This is a genomic window from Pseudomonas sp. LBUM1659 (assembly GCF_059716045.1).
This window is the reverse complement of the sequence record NZ_CP166797.1, coordinates 3,699,757-3,714,965: the sequence shown is the minus strand read 5'-3', so window position 1 is coordinate 3,714,965 and position 15,209 is coordinate 3,699,757. Positions and strand designations below refer to the sequence as shown.

16 protein-coding genes are annotated in these 15,209 nt (G+C 58.1%); 7 read left to right on the top strand and 9 right to left on the bottom strand.

The annotated features are described in order from the left end of the window. Positions 1-225 precede the first annotated feature (225 nt). Positions 226-1,242: a DMT family transporter gene (locus tag ACA048_RS16765; protein WP_497625426.1), complete on the bottom strand. Its 1,017-nt coding sequence runs from the start codon at positions 1,240-1,242 to the stop codon at positions 226-228. On the opposite strand from ACA048_RS16765, the gene ACA048_RS16760 reads away from it, so the two are divergent. The 3 genes from ACA048_RS16760 (at position 1,237) to ACA048_RS16750 (ending at position 5,046) form a co-directional block, all read left to right on the top strand. Beyond that, a complete protein-coding gene (locus ACA048_RS16760; RefSeq protein ID WP_497625425.1) occupies positions 1,237-1,800 on the top strand; it encodes a helix-turn-helix domain-containing protein in 564 nt (187 codons plus the stop codon). The genes ACA048_RS16765 and ACA048_RS16760 overlap by 6 nt on opposite strands. A gap of 157 nt (positions 1,801-1,957) precedes the next feature. Next, positions 1,958-3,388, top strand: coding sequence for an LLM class flavin-dependent oxidoreductase (locus tag ACA048_RS16755; RefSeq protein WP_497625424.1), 1,431 nt, complete (start codon positions 1,958-1,960; stop codon positions 3,386-3,388). Between the two features lie 221 nt (positions 3,389-3,609). Further along, a complete protein-coding gene (locus ACA048_RS16750) occupies positions 3,610-5,046 on the top strand; it encodes an FAD/NAD(P)-binding protein (RefSeq protein ID WP_497625423.1) in 1,437 nt (478 codons plus the stop codon). Positions 5,047-5,112: 66 nt separating this feature from the next. Here the strand turns inward: ACA048_RS16750 and ACA048_RS16745 are convergent, their stop codons facing one another. The 5 genes from ACA048_RS16745 to ACA048_RS16725 all read right to left on the bottom strand — a co-directional run bounded on the left by ACA048_RS16745 (position 5,113) and on the right by ACA048_RS16725 (position 8,225). Next, positions 5,113-5,337 carry a hypothetical protein gene (locus tag ACA048_RS16745; protein ID WP_497625422.1) on the bottom strand — a complete coding sequence of 75 codons (225 nt, stop codon included), beginning with the start codon at positions 5,335-5,337 and terminating at the stop codon, positions 5,113-5,115. 265 nt (positions 5,338-5,602) lie between these two features. Continuing rightward, entirely contained in the window at positions 5,603-6,151 is a 549-nt protein-coding gene (locus ACA048_RS16740; protein WP_497625421.1) for a lysis system i-spanin subunit Rz, read from the bottom strand. Positions 6,152-6,240: 89 nt separating this feature from the next. Beyond that, on the bottom strand, positions 6,241-6,732 hold the full coding sequence (locus tag ACA048_RS16735; protein ID WP_497625420.1) for a glycoside hydrolase family 24 protein: 492 nt from the start codon (positions 6,730-6,732) through the stop codon (positions 6,241-6,243). After that, positions 6,716-7,057 carry a hypothetical protein gene (locus tag ACA048_RS16730; RefSeq protein WP_497625419.1) on the bottom strand — a complete coding sequence of 114 codons (342 nt, stop codon included), beginning with the start codon at positions 7,055-7,057 and terminating at the stop codon, positions 6,716-6,718. Before ACA048_RS16730 ends, ACA048_RS16735 begins: the two co-directional genes overlap by 17 nt. A gap of 427 nt (positions 7,058-7,484) precedes the next feature. Continuing rightward, the gene (locus ACA048_RS16725) at positions 7,485-8,225 is read right to left on the bottom strand and encodes a response regulator (protein ID WP_223511171.1); all 741 of its coding nucleotides are present in this window, start codon (positions 8,223-8,225) and stop codon (positions 7,485-7,487) included. Between the two features lie 205 nt (positions 8,226-8,430). Between ACA048_RS16725 and ACA048_RS16720 the strand changes: the two genes are divergently transcribed. Beyond that, the gene (locus ACA048_RS16720; protein WP_497625418.1) at positions 8,431-8,691 is read left to right on the top strand and encodes a DUF2790 domain-containing protein; all 261 of its coding nucleotides are present in this window, start codon (positions 8,431-8,433) and stop codon (positions 8,689-8,691) included. Between the two features lie 54 nt (positions 8,692-8,745). Further along, positions 8,746-9,807 carry an alpha/beta fold hydrolase gene (locus ACA048_RS16715; protein ID WP_497625417.1) on the top strand — a complete coding sequence of 354 codons (1,062 nt, stop codon included), beginning with the start codon at positions 8,746-8,748 and terminating at the stop codon, positions 9,805-9,807. 123 nt (positions 9,808-9,930) lie between these two features. Here ACA048_RS16715 and ppnN read toward each other — a convergent pair whose 3' ends face one another. Next, positions 9,931-11,304, bottom strand: coding sequence for a nucleotide 5'-monophosphate nucleosidase PpnN (gene ppnN, locus ACA048_RS16710; protein WP_497625416.1), 1,374 nt, complete (start codon positions 11,302-11,304; stop codon positions 9,931-9,933). A gap of 217 nt (positions 11,305-11,521) precedes the next feature. Here ppnN and ACA048_RS16705 point away from each other — a divergent pair, with 217 nt between their 5' ends. Then, positions 11,522-12,049, top strand: a complete 528-nt coding sequence (locus ACA048_RS16705) for a DUF3087 domain-containing protein (RefSeq protein WP_497625415.1) — start codon at positions 11,522-11,524, stop codon at positions 12,047-12,049. A gap of 255 nt (positions 12,050-12,304) precedes the next feature. Continuing rightward, complete coding sequence (locus tag ACA048_RS16700; RefSeq protein WP_497625414.1) at positions 12,305-13,753, top strand: sensor domain-containing diguanylate cyclase; 1,449 nt, start codon at positions 12,305-12,307, stop codon at positions 13,751-13,753. Positions 13,754-13,755: 2 nt separating this feature from the next. Here the strand turns inward: ACA048_RS16700 and ACA048_RS16695 are convergent, their stop codons facing one another. Further along, positions 13,756-14,673 (bottom strand): LysR family transcriptional regulator, encoded by a 918-nt coding sequence (locus tag ACA048_RS16695; protein WP_497625413.1) that lies wholly within the window; start codon positions 14,671-14,673, stop codon positions 13,756-13,758. Between the two features lie 22 nt (positions 14,674-14,695). Further along, the gene (locus ACA048_RS16690; RefSeq protein ID WP_497625412.1) at positions 14,696-15,070 is read right to left on the bottom strand and encodes a DUF2784 domain-containing protein; all 375 of its coding nucleotides are present in this window, start codon (positions 15,068-15,070) and stop codon (positions 14,696-14,698) included. Positions 15,071-15,209: the final 139 nt, after the last annotated feature.

Here is a 15,209-nt window from a genome sequence, read left to right as displayed (position 1 = left end):
CCCAGATCGCCAAACGCCATGCTGTCGCAGAATCCTTCACGGTAGACGCAAAAGCCTTGGTTCACATTGTTTCAAAGTGCCGGTTTAAACCCTTGCGGCCCCTCGCGAGCAGGCTCGCTCCCACAATAGGTCTTTGGTGTACACATAATCTGAGTACACCGCGATCAATTGTGGGAGCGAGCCTGCTCGCGATGGCTTTCAATCAAACAACACAGAGGCTGCAGTTTAACCTTGTGTCTCCTGTTCCAACTCTTCCTGCGCCGCAGCACCCTTACCCTTGGTCTTCAACTCACTCACAATCACCGCTGCCACGATCAACCCTGCGCCAACCAGTGCAATCGCCGGCAGTCGCTCCCCGGCAATCCGCCCGACAATCCCGGCCCACACCGGTTCTCCCGCATAAATCAACGTCGCCCGCGTCGGTGAAACACTTTTCTGCGCCCAGTTCATTGCCACCTGAATCGCCGCACTCGCCGCGCCCAGGCCCAAAGCACTGCACAACAGCAGCCAGGAAAAGTCCGGAATGCGTTCCTGAGTTGGCACCACCATCAAAAACGCCAGCACTGACGTGGTAGCCAATTGCACCACCGTCACCCTGCGCACATCGACCTGGCCGGCATAGGTGCTGATCAGAATGATCTCCGCGGCAATCGCGACGGAGCTGATCAGCGTGGCGATTTCACCCGGGCTGAAATTGAACGACGCGCCGGAAGGCCCCGACAGCAACATCAACCCGGTAAACGCCAGCATGATTCCGATGCTCGGCATCAACCCCGGGCGTCGTCCCAGCACCAGCCATTGCAGTAACGGCACGAAAGGCACGTACAACGCGGTGATAAACGCTGACTGGCTGCTGGGAATGCTCTGCAAACCGACTGTCTGCAAGCCGTAACCGAGCATGATCGCCACACCGATAAAGGCACCGGCCTTGAGTTCAAACAGAGTCAGTTCCCGCAGGTGGCGCCAGGAGAACAGCGCAACCAGGATCGCGGCTGCGGCGAAGCGCAGGCCGACGAAAAACATCGGGCCGCTGACGGTCATCGCGTGCTGCACCAACAAAAAGGTGCCGCCCCAGACCATGGTGATCAGCACCAGCACGCACTCGGCTTTACTGAACCGTGAGAAACGGGAGGAAGAGTTCGCCAACATCATGACCTTGCACACTACTTGGGGGGGACGCACAATGCGCCGAATGTTGCGCAGTATACTGCCCAACCCCACCGAGTGAGCAATATAGTGCACAAAGATTCCACGCAACGGGCTTCGGTCCTCCAGCACGTCAGCCAAAACGTTCGACGTTTGCGCCACGCCGCTGACATGAGCCAGACCGCACTGGCCGAAAAGTCGGGGGTCAGCCGCCGGATGCTGGTGGCCATCGAGGCCGGCGAGAAGAACGTCAGCCTGACCACACTCGACCGCGTGGCCGAAGCGCTGGAGGTGGCCTTCAGCGATCTGATCCAGGCCCCGGACGCCCGGGACCCAAGCCGCATCAACGAAGTGGCCTGGGCCGGATTGATCCCCGGCAGCAAAGCCGTTTTACTGTCCAAGGCCACCGCTACTCGCGAAGTGGAACAATGGGAGTGGTGCCTGCAACCGGGGGAAATCTACCCGTCGCAACCGGATGCTGAAGGCTGGAGCGAGCAGATCTACGTGTTTGAAGGCTGCCTGACCCTGATGTTGGGCGACACACAGCAGCTTATCGCTGCCGGTGAGTTCTTCATGTTCGCCAGCAACCAGCCCCATGCCTATCGCAATGATGGTCCGGTGGCCGCGCGGTTTGTGCGCAACGTGGTGATTTGACTGTTTGCCGATCAACAGTGGATAGACACTTTGCCCTTCAAAAGCTTCATGTTTTTCTTGGAAGATTCGCCAACCTGTTGAAATAACATGAAATTATATTCAGGCACGACTCCTGCAAAAGCTCCCGGAGCATTCACCAGAATCCCGGAGTCGGCCCATGACAACCCCAGCCCAATCCCCACGTACTTCCCGCGAAATTCGCCTGAACGCCTTCGACATGAACTGCGTCGGCCATCAGTCGCCGGGCTTGTGGGCGCACCCGCGCGATCGTTCGTGGCAATACAAAGACCTCGAATACTGGACCGATCTGGCGAAAATTCTTGAGCGCGGCAAGTTTGACGGCTTGTTCATTGCTGATGTGCTGGGTATCTACGACGTCTACAACGGCAACGGTGAGGCAGCGATCCGTCAGGCAGCGCAAGTGCCGGTCAACGATCCGCTGCAACTGATCCCGCCGATGGCACTGGTGACCGAGCATCTGGGCTTTGGCCTGACCGCCTCGCTATCGTTTGAACATCCGTATCCGTTCGCCCGACGCCTGTCGACGCTGGATCACCTGACCAAGGGCCGCGCCGGCTGGAACATCGTCACGTCGTACCTGGAGAGTGGCGCAAAAAACATCGGCCAGAAAAACCAGACCGAACACGACGCCCGTTATGACTTCGCTGAGGAATACCTGGAGGTTTGCTACAAGCTCTGGGAAGGCAGTTGGGAAGAGGGCGCGATTCTGCGTGATCGCGAGCGACGGATCTTCAGCGAACCGAGCAAAATTCACGAGATCCGCCACGTTGGCAAACACTTCCAGGTTCCGGGCATTCACCTCTGCGAACCTTCGCCGCAACGCACGCCGGTGCTTTATCAGGCCGGCGCATCGAGTCGAGGCAAGCAGTTTGCGGCCGAACATGCCGAATGCGTATTCGTCGCCGCGCCGTCGAAAGTGTTGCTGAAGAAAACCGTGGCGGACATTCGCCGACGTGCCGCCGAGGCCGGGCGCGATCCGAAGAAAATCCTGATCTTTAACCTGCAAACGGTAATCCTCGGTGAAACCGACGCGAAGGCCAAAGCCAAGTTCGAGGAATACAAGTCCTGGGTCAGCTACGAAGGGGCCATGGCGTTGATTTCCGGCTGGACCGGCATCGACTTCAGCCAGTTCAAACCCGATGAACCGCTCAAGCACGTGCACACCAATGCCATTCAATCGGCGGTGGAAGCGTTTTCCACGGCGGACCCGAACAAGGTCTGGACGCCCAACGAACTGGCAGACTGGGTGGGGATTGGCGGCTTTGGGCCGTTGTTTGTCGGCGGTCCCGAGACGGTCGCCGATCTTCTGCAAGAGTGGGTTGAGGAGACCGACGTGGACGGTTTCAACCTGGCCTATGCGTTGACCCACGAAACCTTCATCGATGCCGTGGAATTGCTGGTGCCGGAGTTGCAGAAGCGCGGGGTGTACAAAACGGAATATGCGCCGGGGACCTTGCGTGAGAAGTTGTTTGGGGAAGGAGCGCGGTTGCCGGATATTCATCCGGGTGCCGGTTATCGGGACTTGGCAGCGTTGCATCAGCAGGTGAAGAAGGTGGTGTCTGCCTAGACGCCTTCACTGCATTTGATCGGCTGTCTCACAGAAAACGAGGTCATCTGTAGGAGCTGGCTTGCCAGCGAAGGCGTCAGGCCAGCCAGCGCTAATGGCGACTGACACACCGCATCGCGAGCAGGCTCACTCCTTGGGGGAGGTTTGTGTGCGGGAGAGCAAAACATTAAGGTGGCACGCACAGCGTTCCATTCCGGTAAACATTGACCAATGAGCAGGGCATGAACGAAATCCAAAGCGCGCAGACGATCGACGCCACCCGCCACGCAGACATTCTGATCGTCGGCGGCGGCCTCAGTGGCGCGATGCTGGCGGCGCAATTAATGCGCTTGCCTGGCCGTCGTTCGGTACTGGTGATCGAACCCCGTGCGGAGCTCGGTCGGGGCGAAGCCTACAGTGCGGTCGAGTTGGGCCATACGCTGAACGGCAACTCGGCGCGGATGAGCGTCGATCCGGACAACGCCGATGACCTGACGCAATGGTTGACTGAACACATCGCCACCGGTGGCTGGCCGGAATCGGCCGAGCAACCTGTGCCGATCAGCGAGTTGTTCCCGCCACGGGGCCTGTTCGGCGTGTACGTGCAGCAACGCCTGGCCGAAGCGCAAGCCGTCGGGACGCTGAATGACTCAACGCTCGAACACGTGCAGGCCGAAGTGATCGATCTGCAAACGGACGACGTTTCGGTTCGGCTGACATTGAGTGACGGGCAACGCTTGCAGGGCGCTTATGCGGTGCTGTCGACCGGGATGTTTCCCGCGGCGCGCACGCCACTGAAAGAGTCCAGCGGTTTGAACGCCGCAGCGCTGGATCCGTGGGATGTCGCCGCCATGCGCCAGCTAGATCCACAGTCGACGGTGCTGATCATCGGTTCCGGCCTGACCATGGTCGATGCTGTGGTGTCGCTGGAACAGGCCGGGCATCGCGGGCCGATCGAAGTGTTTTCCCGCCACGGCTTGCTGCCGCATGTGCGTCGACAACCACCGGCCTGGGTAGATTTTCTGGCTGACGATCACAGCATTCGCACACCCCGCCAGTTGGTGCGCGAACTGCGACGACATTGTCGGGAGGCCATCGCCCAAGGCATCGACTGGCAAGCACCGCTCGACACCGTGCGTGCGCATATTGGCCGTTTGTGGAATCAGGCGACGGACCGGCAGCGTCGGCAGTTTGTGCGACATGTCCGGCCGTGGTGGGAAAGTCATCACCACCGCTCGCCACCGTTGAGTGCCGCCCTCGTGGCGCGCTTGCACAGAGAAGGGCGCTTGCGGATTCAAGCGGCGTCGTTCAAAGGCCTTGAACCCGGGTCGCAGGACGGAGTCAGCATCCGCATTCGCCGTCGGGGCGAGGCCGACACGTGTGTGGTCCTTGGCGCGGCGTTGATCAACTCCAGCGGCATCGAGTATGACTGGCGCCGGGTCGCCCGACCGCTGCCACAGCAACTGTTGGCGCGCGGATTGATCCGGCCGGGACCGTTGGCATTGGGGATTTCGGCGGCTGTCGACGGTGCCGTACTTGACGCCGAAGGGCAGGCCGCCCGGCGCCTGTTCGCCATGGGTCCACCGTTGCGCGGCATGTGGTGGGAAAGTACGGCAGTCACCGACGTAGCCCTACAGGCTAAAGCCCTGGCGGCGCGACTCGTTGGGGATTGCGTTTAACAAAGAAAACCCCGGGTAGATCGGATCTACCCGGGGTTTTTTGTTCAAGCGGCGCAAAGCCGTTAATCAATACCGCTGATACTTCGAGCCGAACTCAGGGCGGTTTTCAGCGACGTACAGTGTGCTCGGCTGACTGTCTTTGTGATCGCTACCAACAGTGTTCACAGTGAGTGTGGCCGGTTGGCTGACTTTAACGGCGTCGACAACCTGTGAGGTGGCGTGCGGCGCCGCGATAGCGGACGTAGCGCCAAGAACCGACAGGGCGAAACCAAGACCGATGAGGCTTTTCATGATGTTGCTCCAGAGCGTGGGGAGAAGATGTCGCCACTGTAGTGCTGGAGCGTGATGATGAAAAAACACCGTTGGGCATAGTCGTTATCGAGACCGTTGATTCCTGTCAGCGAGGTGTGCGGTCGACCAGCCAGCGCTGCCTGATTTGAAATGTTAAATGTAGCGTCGCGATCGCGAGCAAGCCCGCTCCTACAATTGATCTTCATTGTGTGGCGGATAGCGATCATTACCGCTGATATTTCGAACCGAATTCAACGCGGTTTTCCTATTCAGGCCTTGCCGCGCCTTTACTGACTAATCCACAACCAGGTGCATCCGATTTGATTGCACAAACGTAACCTTGCAGTCCGCTCAGCTTTACTGCGCAACGATCGGCGTCTCCGGTGAGGGTTGCAAGAGCCGCTGCATCCTCTGGGTATAGTTCGGCTCGCTGGGCTCCATCATCCAGGCCGGGGGGGGTGGCGTTTGCAGGCAAGTGGCTGGAGGAGCAACGCTGAACGCGGACTGACAACCGCTGACGAGTGGCGGCAAGATCAGCACTAAGACGAACGGTATTTTGCTGTGCATCTTGTAACTCCTGATAGTGCCTCTGATCGAGCAACGTAATCTCGTTGGACTGTTCCTTATGCCGGTCCAGTTGCGCCTGTAATTGTCGCGCAGCGACTCGGCTAATTTCGGCCAGGGTGTCGGCGTGAACCCGCTGTATGGTTTCAATCTCGGCGCCATATCGCCACCCCTGAATTATCCACGTGGAACTTGCCGCGATCACGGCTGCGGAAATCAGCGCGATAGATTTCAGAGTAAGAGCGATCACATGAATACCTCCTTGGTGTTTTTATAATCTCACTGCAAAAGGGTCGGTAAGATGTACGGGCCTATACATTCATCATGCTGGACTCGTTATCAAGCCTCTAACGCACCACCTGCGTAAATATAGTGAGCGATGAGTTGCTCAACGGCGTGTTCACGCTGTCCATATCCTGCGCCCGGTAGACTTGCCCAGATATTTGAACACTTAGCGATGGCTTCCGTTACTCTTCCAGTTTTAATGTCTTTAAGTGCTCCCTGCTCACGAATCTGCTGTATAGCGACTCGGTCCTGGTTTTCGGGCGTAAAACCACCGACAAGTTTAAGCGAACCTTTGTAGGCATCCCAATACCGCGAAAGCAGTTGATAGCGACCCGCTGCCGTGGACTTAATACCCAGCCTCGGTAAAGCGACTAGTTTTCGCGGATGGTCAACGTAACTAGTAAATAGCTCGCCGCCAACGATCACATCGTAACCATGATTGCTGGTGCACTGTTTTCCATTGTCCGTCCCTTCTGACCACGCAAGCATGTCCAAAAAAGCAAGGGTATTTAGTCCGCCAGCTTCTTTCTCATTGATGTGAGCCATTTTTTTTCCCCCTATTATTTTCTATGTTGATTTGAATGCGCTGGACTTCTATGTCAGAGATTAACTGGTCTAAGGTGTGTTTCGCTTTTAGTAAGTCAGGGGAGGGTATTCCAGTGGTGTATTTTAGTACGTACTTAAGCTCCCTGAGAGTGTCCACGCGGATCTGCATTATCTGAAGTCTTTCCTCGCGTGCTTCTTCATAGCGAGTTTTAGTGGTTTTCGCTTCGGCATGAAAGTTTAGCGCGATACTCGAGGCGATGATTGCGCTGGCCACTATTAAATTGCCTAAAATAAAAAACTTTATATTACTTTGTCTCTTGATCATGATTAACTATCGCCTTGCGAATGTAGAACTTCTTTTGAAGTGGGATGTGCAATAGCATTGTCGGCGTGCCTCCAATAAATTGGCTGCATGACACAACTACTTCGCGAGCTGTTGCTACTGGCAGTTCGACTGTCTGCCCGCGCAGCCAATCATCAGTACAGTTGCCGGTTAAACAAGTAATACTCAGTAAGAAGATCGCTTGACTTGAAGGTCTACTTGTTCTTGGCTTAGTGTCGGGCTGGTATTGACATTAGCGCCGATGTTGGTGAGTGACAATATTAAGTCCAAATTCGGACTGACCACGAAGTGTGCGACAAATATTGTCATAAATGCTTCATGGTGCAAGCCAGGTCAGCCGATGCGTCAAGCTTGGTTATCAGGAATAAAGGTTGGGACGTCAGCGTGCGCGGCTAATTCAGGGAGAACCTCATTGGGGGGCGCCGAGCAATTCCACCGGGTAAGAGAACACGTAGCCTTCGCTGCGCACGGTCTTGATGTAGGTCGGCTCGCGTGAGTCATCCAGCAGACGCTGGCGCAAACGGCTCACCAGCAAATCGATGGAGCGGTCGAACAGGTCGGAATCGCGGCCCTGGGTCAGGTTGAGCAATTGGTCGCGGCTGAGCACCCGTTGCGGGTGATCGAGGAACACGCGCAGCAATCTGTATTCCGCGCCACTGAGGGCGACCATCGTGCCGTCTTCATCCAGCAAGTGGCGCGCCGTTGTGTCGAGGCGCCAGCGTCCGAAGCCAAGCAGCCGGCCCGTTTCGGTAATCAGCAGATTTGGCGGCAGCATCCGCGTACGGCGCAATACCGCATTGATCCGAGCCAGCAGCTCGCGGGCGGCGAAGGGTTTGGTCAGGTAATCGTCGGCACCCATTTCCAGGCCCAGGATACGATCGGTTTCGTCGTTGCGGGCGGTGAGCATCAGGATCGGTGTGGCTTTGTGTTTGCCTGCGCGTAATTCACGGCACAGCACCAGGCCGTCATCACCGGGCATCATGAGGTCCAGCACAATCAGGTCCACCTGATTGGTTTCCAGAAAATGGCGCATCTGCCGGCCGTCGGCAACCACGGTTGTGCGCAAGCCGTTTTTCTTCAGGTAATTGCCCACCAGCTCGCGGATCTCGCGATCGTCATCGACGATCAGGATGTGGTTCACATGCTCCATTGCTCAACCCTCTTGATTGGTGCGCATTACCGAGCGTTGCGGGATTTGTATCGCACTGTATCGGGCGCCCTGTTTGACACCTTACGCCTTAATAACGCCGTTTTGACGACACATGGCAGATACCTGCGGGCGATTAAATGGCTTGCATCGAGGCAAGACGACTTGCCTCACACCCACCGCCTATCGCAACCCTGAGGTATTCATCATGAACTGGAACACACTCGTTGCCGCCAGCTTCTTCGCCGTCCTGAACGTTGCCGCGTTCTCGGCCCAGGCCGATGTTCAAACGACGCCGCAGACTTCTGTTCACGGAGCTCATCTGGATATCAAGCAGGTGCTTTCCATCGAAGATTCGGGCAGCGGTTGCGGCATTGTCAATGCTCGCCTGAACTACCTGGATTCCAGCGGCATACACAAAGTGCTCGATTACAGCAAAGTCGGCGAATGCGCCAATCAGGGCGGTTGATCCATCCACTACGTCGTTCAGAACCACAGACAAATGACTTGTAGGGAAATCACCATGAAGATGAATGTGTTGAGCCGTAAAACCGCATCACGCCGGCGCTTTATGGCGCCGACGATGCTCGCTTTCGCGCTGATGCAGTTCGGTGCCCTCGGTGCTGCCAATGCGCAAGCTGCCACTCCGACCGCAGAGCCGGCTGTGGCCAGTGCGGATTCGTATACCCCGTTCGGTCCGTTGAAGCACGTCAAAGCCGGCTTGCTGAATGTGGCTTACGCAGAGGTGGGGCCCGCCGATGGTCCGGTGGTGATACTTCTGCACGGTTGGCCCTACGACATTCACAGTTATAGCGAAGTGGCGCCGCTGCTGGCGGCCAAGGGGTACCGGGTGCTGATCCCGTATGCACGGGGTTACGGCGACACGCATTTCCTGTCTGACAAGACCCTGCGCAACGGCCAGCCTGCGGCGTTGGCCAGTGACGTCATCGACTTCATGGATGCGCTGAAGATCAAACAGGCCGTGCTCGGCGGCTATGACTGGGGCGCGCGTTCAGCGGACATCGTCTCGGCGCTGTGGCCGGAACGGGTCAAGGCGCTGGTCTCGGTGAGCGGCTATTTGATCGGTAATCAGGCTGCCGGGAAGAACCCGTTACCGCCCAAGGCCGAGTTGCAGTGGTGGTATCAGTTCTATTTCGCGACCGAGCGCGGCCAGGCCGGCTACGAAAAAAACCGTCATGATTTCGCAAAGTTGATCTGGCAACTGGCGTCGCCGAAATGGGCCTTCGATGACGCGACCTATGATCGCAGCGCAGTCGCGCTGGACAACCCGGACCATGTCGCGATCACCATTTTCATTTACCGCTGGCGGTTGGGCATGGTCCAGGGTGAACCCCAATATGAAGCGCTGGAACAGCGGCTGGCCAAGGCACCTTCGATCACGGTGCCGACCATTACGATGGAAGGCGACGCCAATGGCGCACCGCACCCGGCGGCCGAGGATTACGCCAAGCGTTTTACCGGCAAGTATGAGTACCGACTGATCAATGGCGGCATCGGCCATAACCTGCCACAGGAAGATCCGCAGGCCTTTGCCAAGGCGATCATCGACGCCGATCACCTATAAACCCCTGTGGGAGCGAGCCTGCTCGCGATGACGGTGTGTCATTTAACATCAATGTTGACTGACAGGGCCTCATCGCGAGCAGGCTCGCTCCCACATGGAGTTAGGTGTTAATCGGGTCGAGGGCTATGCCACGACCTGATAACACGGCACATAAGCCGCTCCACCCGGCAGTTTCATCCGGTGTTGGGCGACGAAGGCTTTGAGCAGTTCATCCAGCGGGTGCATGATCGCCGCGTCGCCACGGATTTGGTAAGGCCCGTGCTGTTCGATCAGGCGGATGCCCTTGTCCTTGACGTTGCCGGCGACAATGCCGGAGAACGCGCGCCGCAGGTTGGCCGCCAGTTCGTGGGCGGGAAGGGCCTGGCTCAGTTTCAGGTTGGCCATGTTTTCGTGGGTCGGGTCGAACGGGCGCTGGAAGCCTTCGTCGATCTTCAGCAGCCAGTTGAAGTGAAACGCGTCATTGCGCTCGCGGCGGAACTGTTTGACGGCTTTGAGTCCTTGAGTCATCTGCCGTGCGACTTCAGCCGGATCGTCGATGATGATCTCGTAATGTTTCTTCGCGGCGTCGCCAAGCGTGGCGCCGACGAACGCGTCCAGTTGTTGCAGATATGGGGCGGCATGTTTTGGCCCGGTGAGAACAACCGGGAAGGGCAGGCCTTGGTTGTCCGGGTGCATCAGGATGCCGAGCAGGTACAGGAACTCTTCGGCCGTGCCCGCGCCGCCCGGGAAAATGATGATGCCGTGGCCGACACGGACGAACGCTTCCAGACGTTTTTCGATGTCCGGCAAGATCACCAGCTCATTGACGATCGGGTTTGGCGCTTCGGCGGCGATGATGCCCGGTTCGGTCAATCCAAGGTAACGCCCGCCGTGAATACGCTGTTTGGCGTGGGCGATGGTCGCGCCTTTCATCGGGCCTTTCATCACGCCGGGGCCGCAACCGGTGCAGATGTCGAGGCTGCGCAGGCCCAGTTCGTGGCCGACTTTCTTGGTGTATTTGTATTCTTCGGTGTTGATCGAGTGGCCGCCCCAGCAGACCACGATCTTCGGCTCGACGCCGGGGCGCAGGGTGCGGGCGTTGCGCAGCAGGTGGAACACGTAGTCGCTGATGCCTTGGGAAGTACTCAGGTCGATGCGCTGGCTGTCGAGTTCGTTTTCGGTGTAGACGATGTCACGCAGGGCGCTGAACAGCATCTCGCGCGTGCTGGCGATCATTTCGCCGTCGACGAAGGCGTCGGCCGGGGCATTCAGCAGTTCCAGACGTACGCCGCGATCCTGCTGGTGGATGCGGATTTCAAAATCTTTGTAGGCTTCAAGGATGGTTTTGGCATTGTCGACATGGGCGCCGGTGTTGAGGATGGCCAGAGCGCATTGGCGGAAGATGTCGTAGGTGCTGCCGGAACCGGCTTCGCTCAGTTGTTGGACTTCGCGTTGAGAAAGGGTTTCCAGGCTGCCTTTTGGGCTGACCGAGGCGTTGATTACTTGTCGTTGGGTCATTCAATGATCCTTAAAACGATGTCACTCACCGAGCCGCGCGAATGGCATCCGAATAGAGTGTATCCATGGATGAAGATGGCACGATCTGCGCTGTACCGCCATGTCCCCCGTTTGACGAAGAAAAGATGAAAAGGAGCCCCAGCATAGCTAAATCCCTCGCAGAGGCGATAATGCCTGGCCGTCTTTTTTGTTCATGCCCTCAAGGAACCCTGTCGCGATGTTCGAAATCCAGCCGCAGAATGCTCAAACCTATCGACAACAGACGCGCCGCAGTACGGTGATTATTGCCCTGATGTTCCTGGCGCTGGCGATGGTGCTGTCCACGGCGGCGGTGGCGTTGTTCGGTGAACCCGGCGGCGATAACCTGCGGTATAACGTCGGCGGCGTGTTTATTGCGGTGTTGCTGATGGTCGCGCTGATGCGCGGCAAGTTCTGGAACCAGCCATGGATGGCGGCCGCGGTGTACGGCTGGCAGCTCAAGCGCAGCCTGATGAGCATCACCAACATCATGCATCAGGTCACCGCAGCGGTTGAGACGGGTGATCCGGTGGCCATGAAGCTGCTGCGTTTTTACCACCTGGGCTTGAACCAGATGCACGAACTGGACGGCAACTCCAGCGACCACAGTCAGTTGATCCGCGAGATGGATCAGCACAAGGCGCGGATGGATGCGCTGGGCATCGACACCGATCAAACCCGTCTGGATCCGGCCTGGCTTGAGGCGGTGAAACAGTCGCCGAAGTAAGACTTCAGGGCGGATTCCCCACACAATCCCGTCGTGAAGTTCGCAAATCGCCTATCTTGTTGCTGGTACGGCATTCAAAGGGCGAACAGGAAAAGTTGCCCTGTCATAACGAATCAGGGAACGTTATAGGGGCATTCGTCCATTAAAGATCCAACTGAAAGCGCCCGTCCCGCTACGCCGTGGGAGCCCGGCCAGCATGCGTCGAGGCTCAAGGTCCGATACGCGGTAGTTCTGCTCGTGGCGGTGTGCCTGTCGATGACGGCAATCGTGATCTGGGAAGCCTGGACTTTGCGCCAGTACCATCTGCATGACAAAGAAGTGGCGATGTCCAACCTGGCGCAGACCCTGGCGTCGCAAACGCAAGCGTCGATAAAACAGGCCGATACGCTGCTGTTTGCGCTCGTGGACCGTGTCGAAAACGATGGTGTCGGTGCGCAACAACTGCCCAGATTGCAACGTTTGCTCAGCGCTGAACGCAGCGAACTGAAGCAACTGCATGGCTTGTTCGTCTTTGACGAAGAAGGGCGCTGGATCGCCAATTCCAATGGCGCAGAGATGCCTGAGGCGAACAATTCTGACCGTGAGTATTTCATCTTTCATCGAGACCATCCTGACCGGGGCCCGCATATCGGTCAGTCGATAAAAAGTCGTTCGAGCGGCGAATGGATCATGACCGTGTCACGCCGGATCAATCATCCGGATGGTCGATTTGCCGGTGTGGCGCTGGCAACGATCTATCTCAGTCATTTCCTTGAGCTTTACGACAGTATCGATATGGGCCGCAACGGGGTGATCAGCCTGTTTGCCGATGACGCCAGCATTGTTGTGCGGCGGCCGTTCAATGAGGCTGACATTGGCAAAAGCGTGGCCAAGGCGCCGCTGTTTACCCAACTGTTGCCCAAAGGTAATTTCGGAACGGCCACCGTCAAGTCATATGTGGACGGTGTGGAACGGGTGGTCGGGTTTCGGCGGGTCAGCGGGTATCCGCTGATCATCTTTGCCGCGTTGGACAAGGAGGAAGTCCTGGCCGGCTGGCGCAAAGAGACGGCATTGAGCGCAGGTATCGTGGTCTCGCTGCTGCTGTTTCTGGGCGGGCTCGGTTACCGCCTCATTCACGTCATGAAGCAGCAACAACACGTCCAGCGTGTGTTGCTCGATGGCCAGGAAAAACTCATCGAGGTCAATCGCAGCCTTGAATTGCTGGCCCTTGAGGATGCGCTGACCGGGCTGTCCAACCGGCGTCAGTTCGACGTGTTTATCCTTGCGGAAATGGGCCGCGCACGGCGCACGCAGACTGACCTTGCCATGCTGATGATCGATGTCGATCACTTCAAGAGCTTCAACGATCGTTATGGCCATGTGGCCGGCGATGAGTGTTTGCGCCGGATCAGCGCGATCATCAAGGACAACATCAAGCGCCCCGGCGACCTTGCCGCGCGTTATGGCGGCGAAGAGTTCTCTGTGGTGCTGCCGGGCACCGACTATGCGGGCGCTTTCCTGGTGGCCGAAAACATCCGTCATGCGGTACTGCGAGTGGATATTGCGCACTGCGAAAGCCCGGAGGGCAGGGTGACGGTCAGTATCGGTGTTTGCGCCTACAACCCGGCTTCGCAGGACCAGCCCGATGATCTGGTCAGCGCGGCGGACAAGGCGCTGTATGTGGCCAAGGTCAGTGGGCGGAACATGAGTGTCACGGCTAACTGAGTTCAGACAAACCGGTCGCTGCCCTGAACCAGTTGGGTGCAGAGGTACGATTGCTTGAGTTTTTCCAGCCACCAGCCCAATGCACGACCGTCATGATCGCCGCGCCAGCCGGCATACAGAATGTTCGGTTCGCGCGGGTCGGCCATCTGCTTTTCGACCAGGGTGCCGTTTTTCAGTAACGAGCCCACCCGGTGCCGGGGCAGCCAGCCGACGCCGAGCCCATTGCATTGCGCCAGGACTTTTGCGCGCATGGTCGGCACCGCGAGCACCGGTTGGCCGCCAGAGACGCCGTAGGTGCTGCCCTCCGTGATCCGCGATGAATCGGCCACGACAATCGCCCGGTGCTGCGCCACCATCGCCCGTGAAATCGGTTCTTTGGCCTTGGCCAGCGGGTGTTTGGGCGACACCGCGAACACCCACTCCATTTCCCCCAATTGCATCCAGCGCAGGGTCGGGATCGCTGGCGGTTCGTTGGTGGCGCCAATGATCAAGTCCGCGCGGCCTTCACGCAGGGCTTCCCAAACGCCTTTGAGCACCTCTTGAGTGATGCGCAGCGGTACGCCGGATTCCAGCGCGTCGAATTCGTGGATCACTGGAATCAAGGCTTCGAATTCGAGTAATTCATCGGTGACAATCCATAACCGGCTTTCCCAGCCGTTGGCCACTTGCTGCACCCGCTGGGTCAGCCGGGACACGTCCTGCATCAACCGCGCCGCCTCGTTCACCAGCAACTCGCCGGCCGGGGTGAGCTGCAAGCGGTAACGACGGCGATCGAAGAGCAACGCGTCGAAGCGTTCCTCCAGTTGCCGCGCGGCGTAGGACACGGTCGACGGCGCCTTGCCCAAGTGCGCGGCGGCTCGGGACAGGCTGCCGGTCTCGCGGATCGCCTGGAGCAGACTCAGGTCTTCAATCGACAGCATGGACTCATCCTCGGCGCTTGTTTCAGGTGGCCCGGCGCAATCTCCACAGCCTGATCAGCCGAAGATAGACCAGCACGTTGATAGCCAGCACCACGCTGCCCAGCGCCAGTTGAATCGCCGGTGTCAGGCCGGCGGGGTAAATGACTGGCCATACGTAGTGTTCGATAAAGCCGCCACCGTAGCCGGTTTGCCCGGCTGCCTGGCGCATCAGGTTTTCCCACTGGGTCAGCGGGCAGGTCAAGTGCAAGACTTCAACCGTCACGCCCCATGCGGCAGCGGGCAGGTGGGCCCAGATCAGTGGTCGCCACTTGAGCACCAGCAGCCCGCCGAACAGCACGAACAGAATGAACAACAGATGAAATAAAAGCAGCCCGTCGGCAGCGATCCGGTAAAGCATGTCGCCTCCCTGACCTGTTATGCGAGTTGCTTCATGGTACTCGGACGTCAGCGGCAGCTCTATGGGTTCGAGGTGTTCAGCGAAAGTCAGCGAACTCGATTGAGTTTGGCTCGATAATCCACGCGACTACTGGCAACAT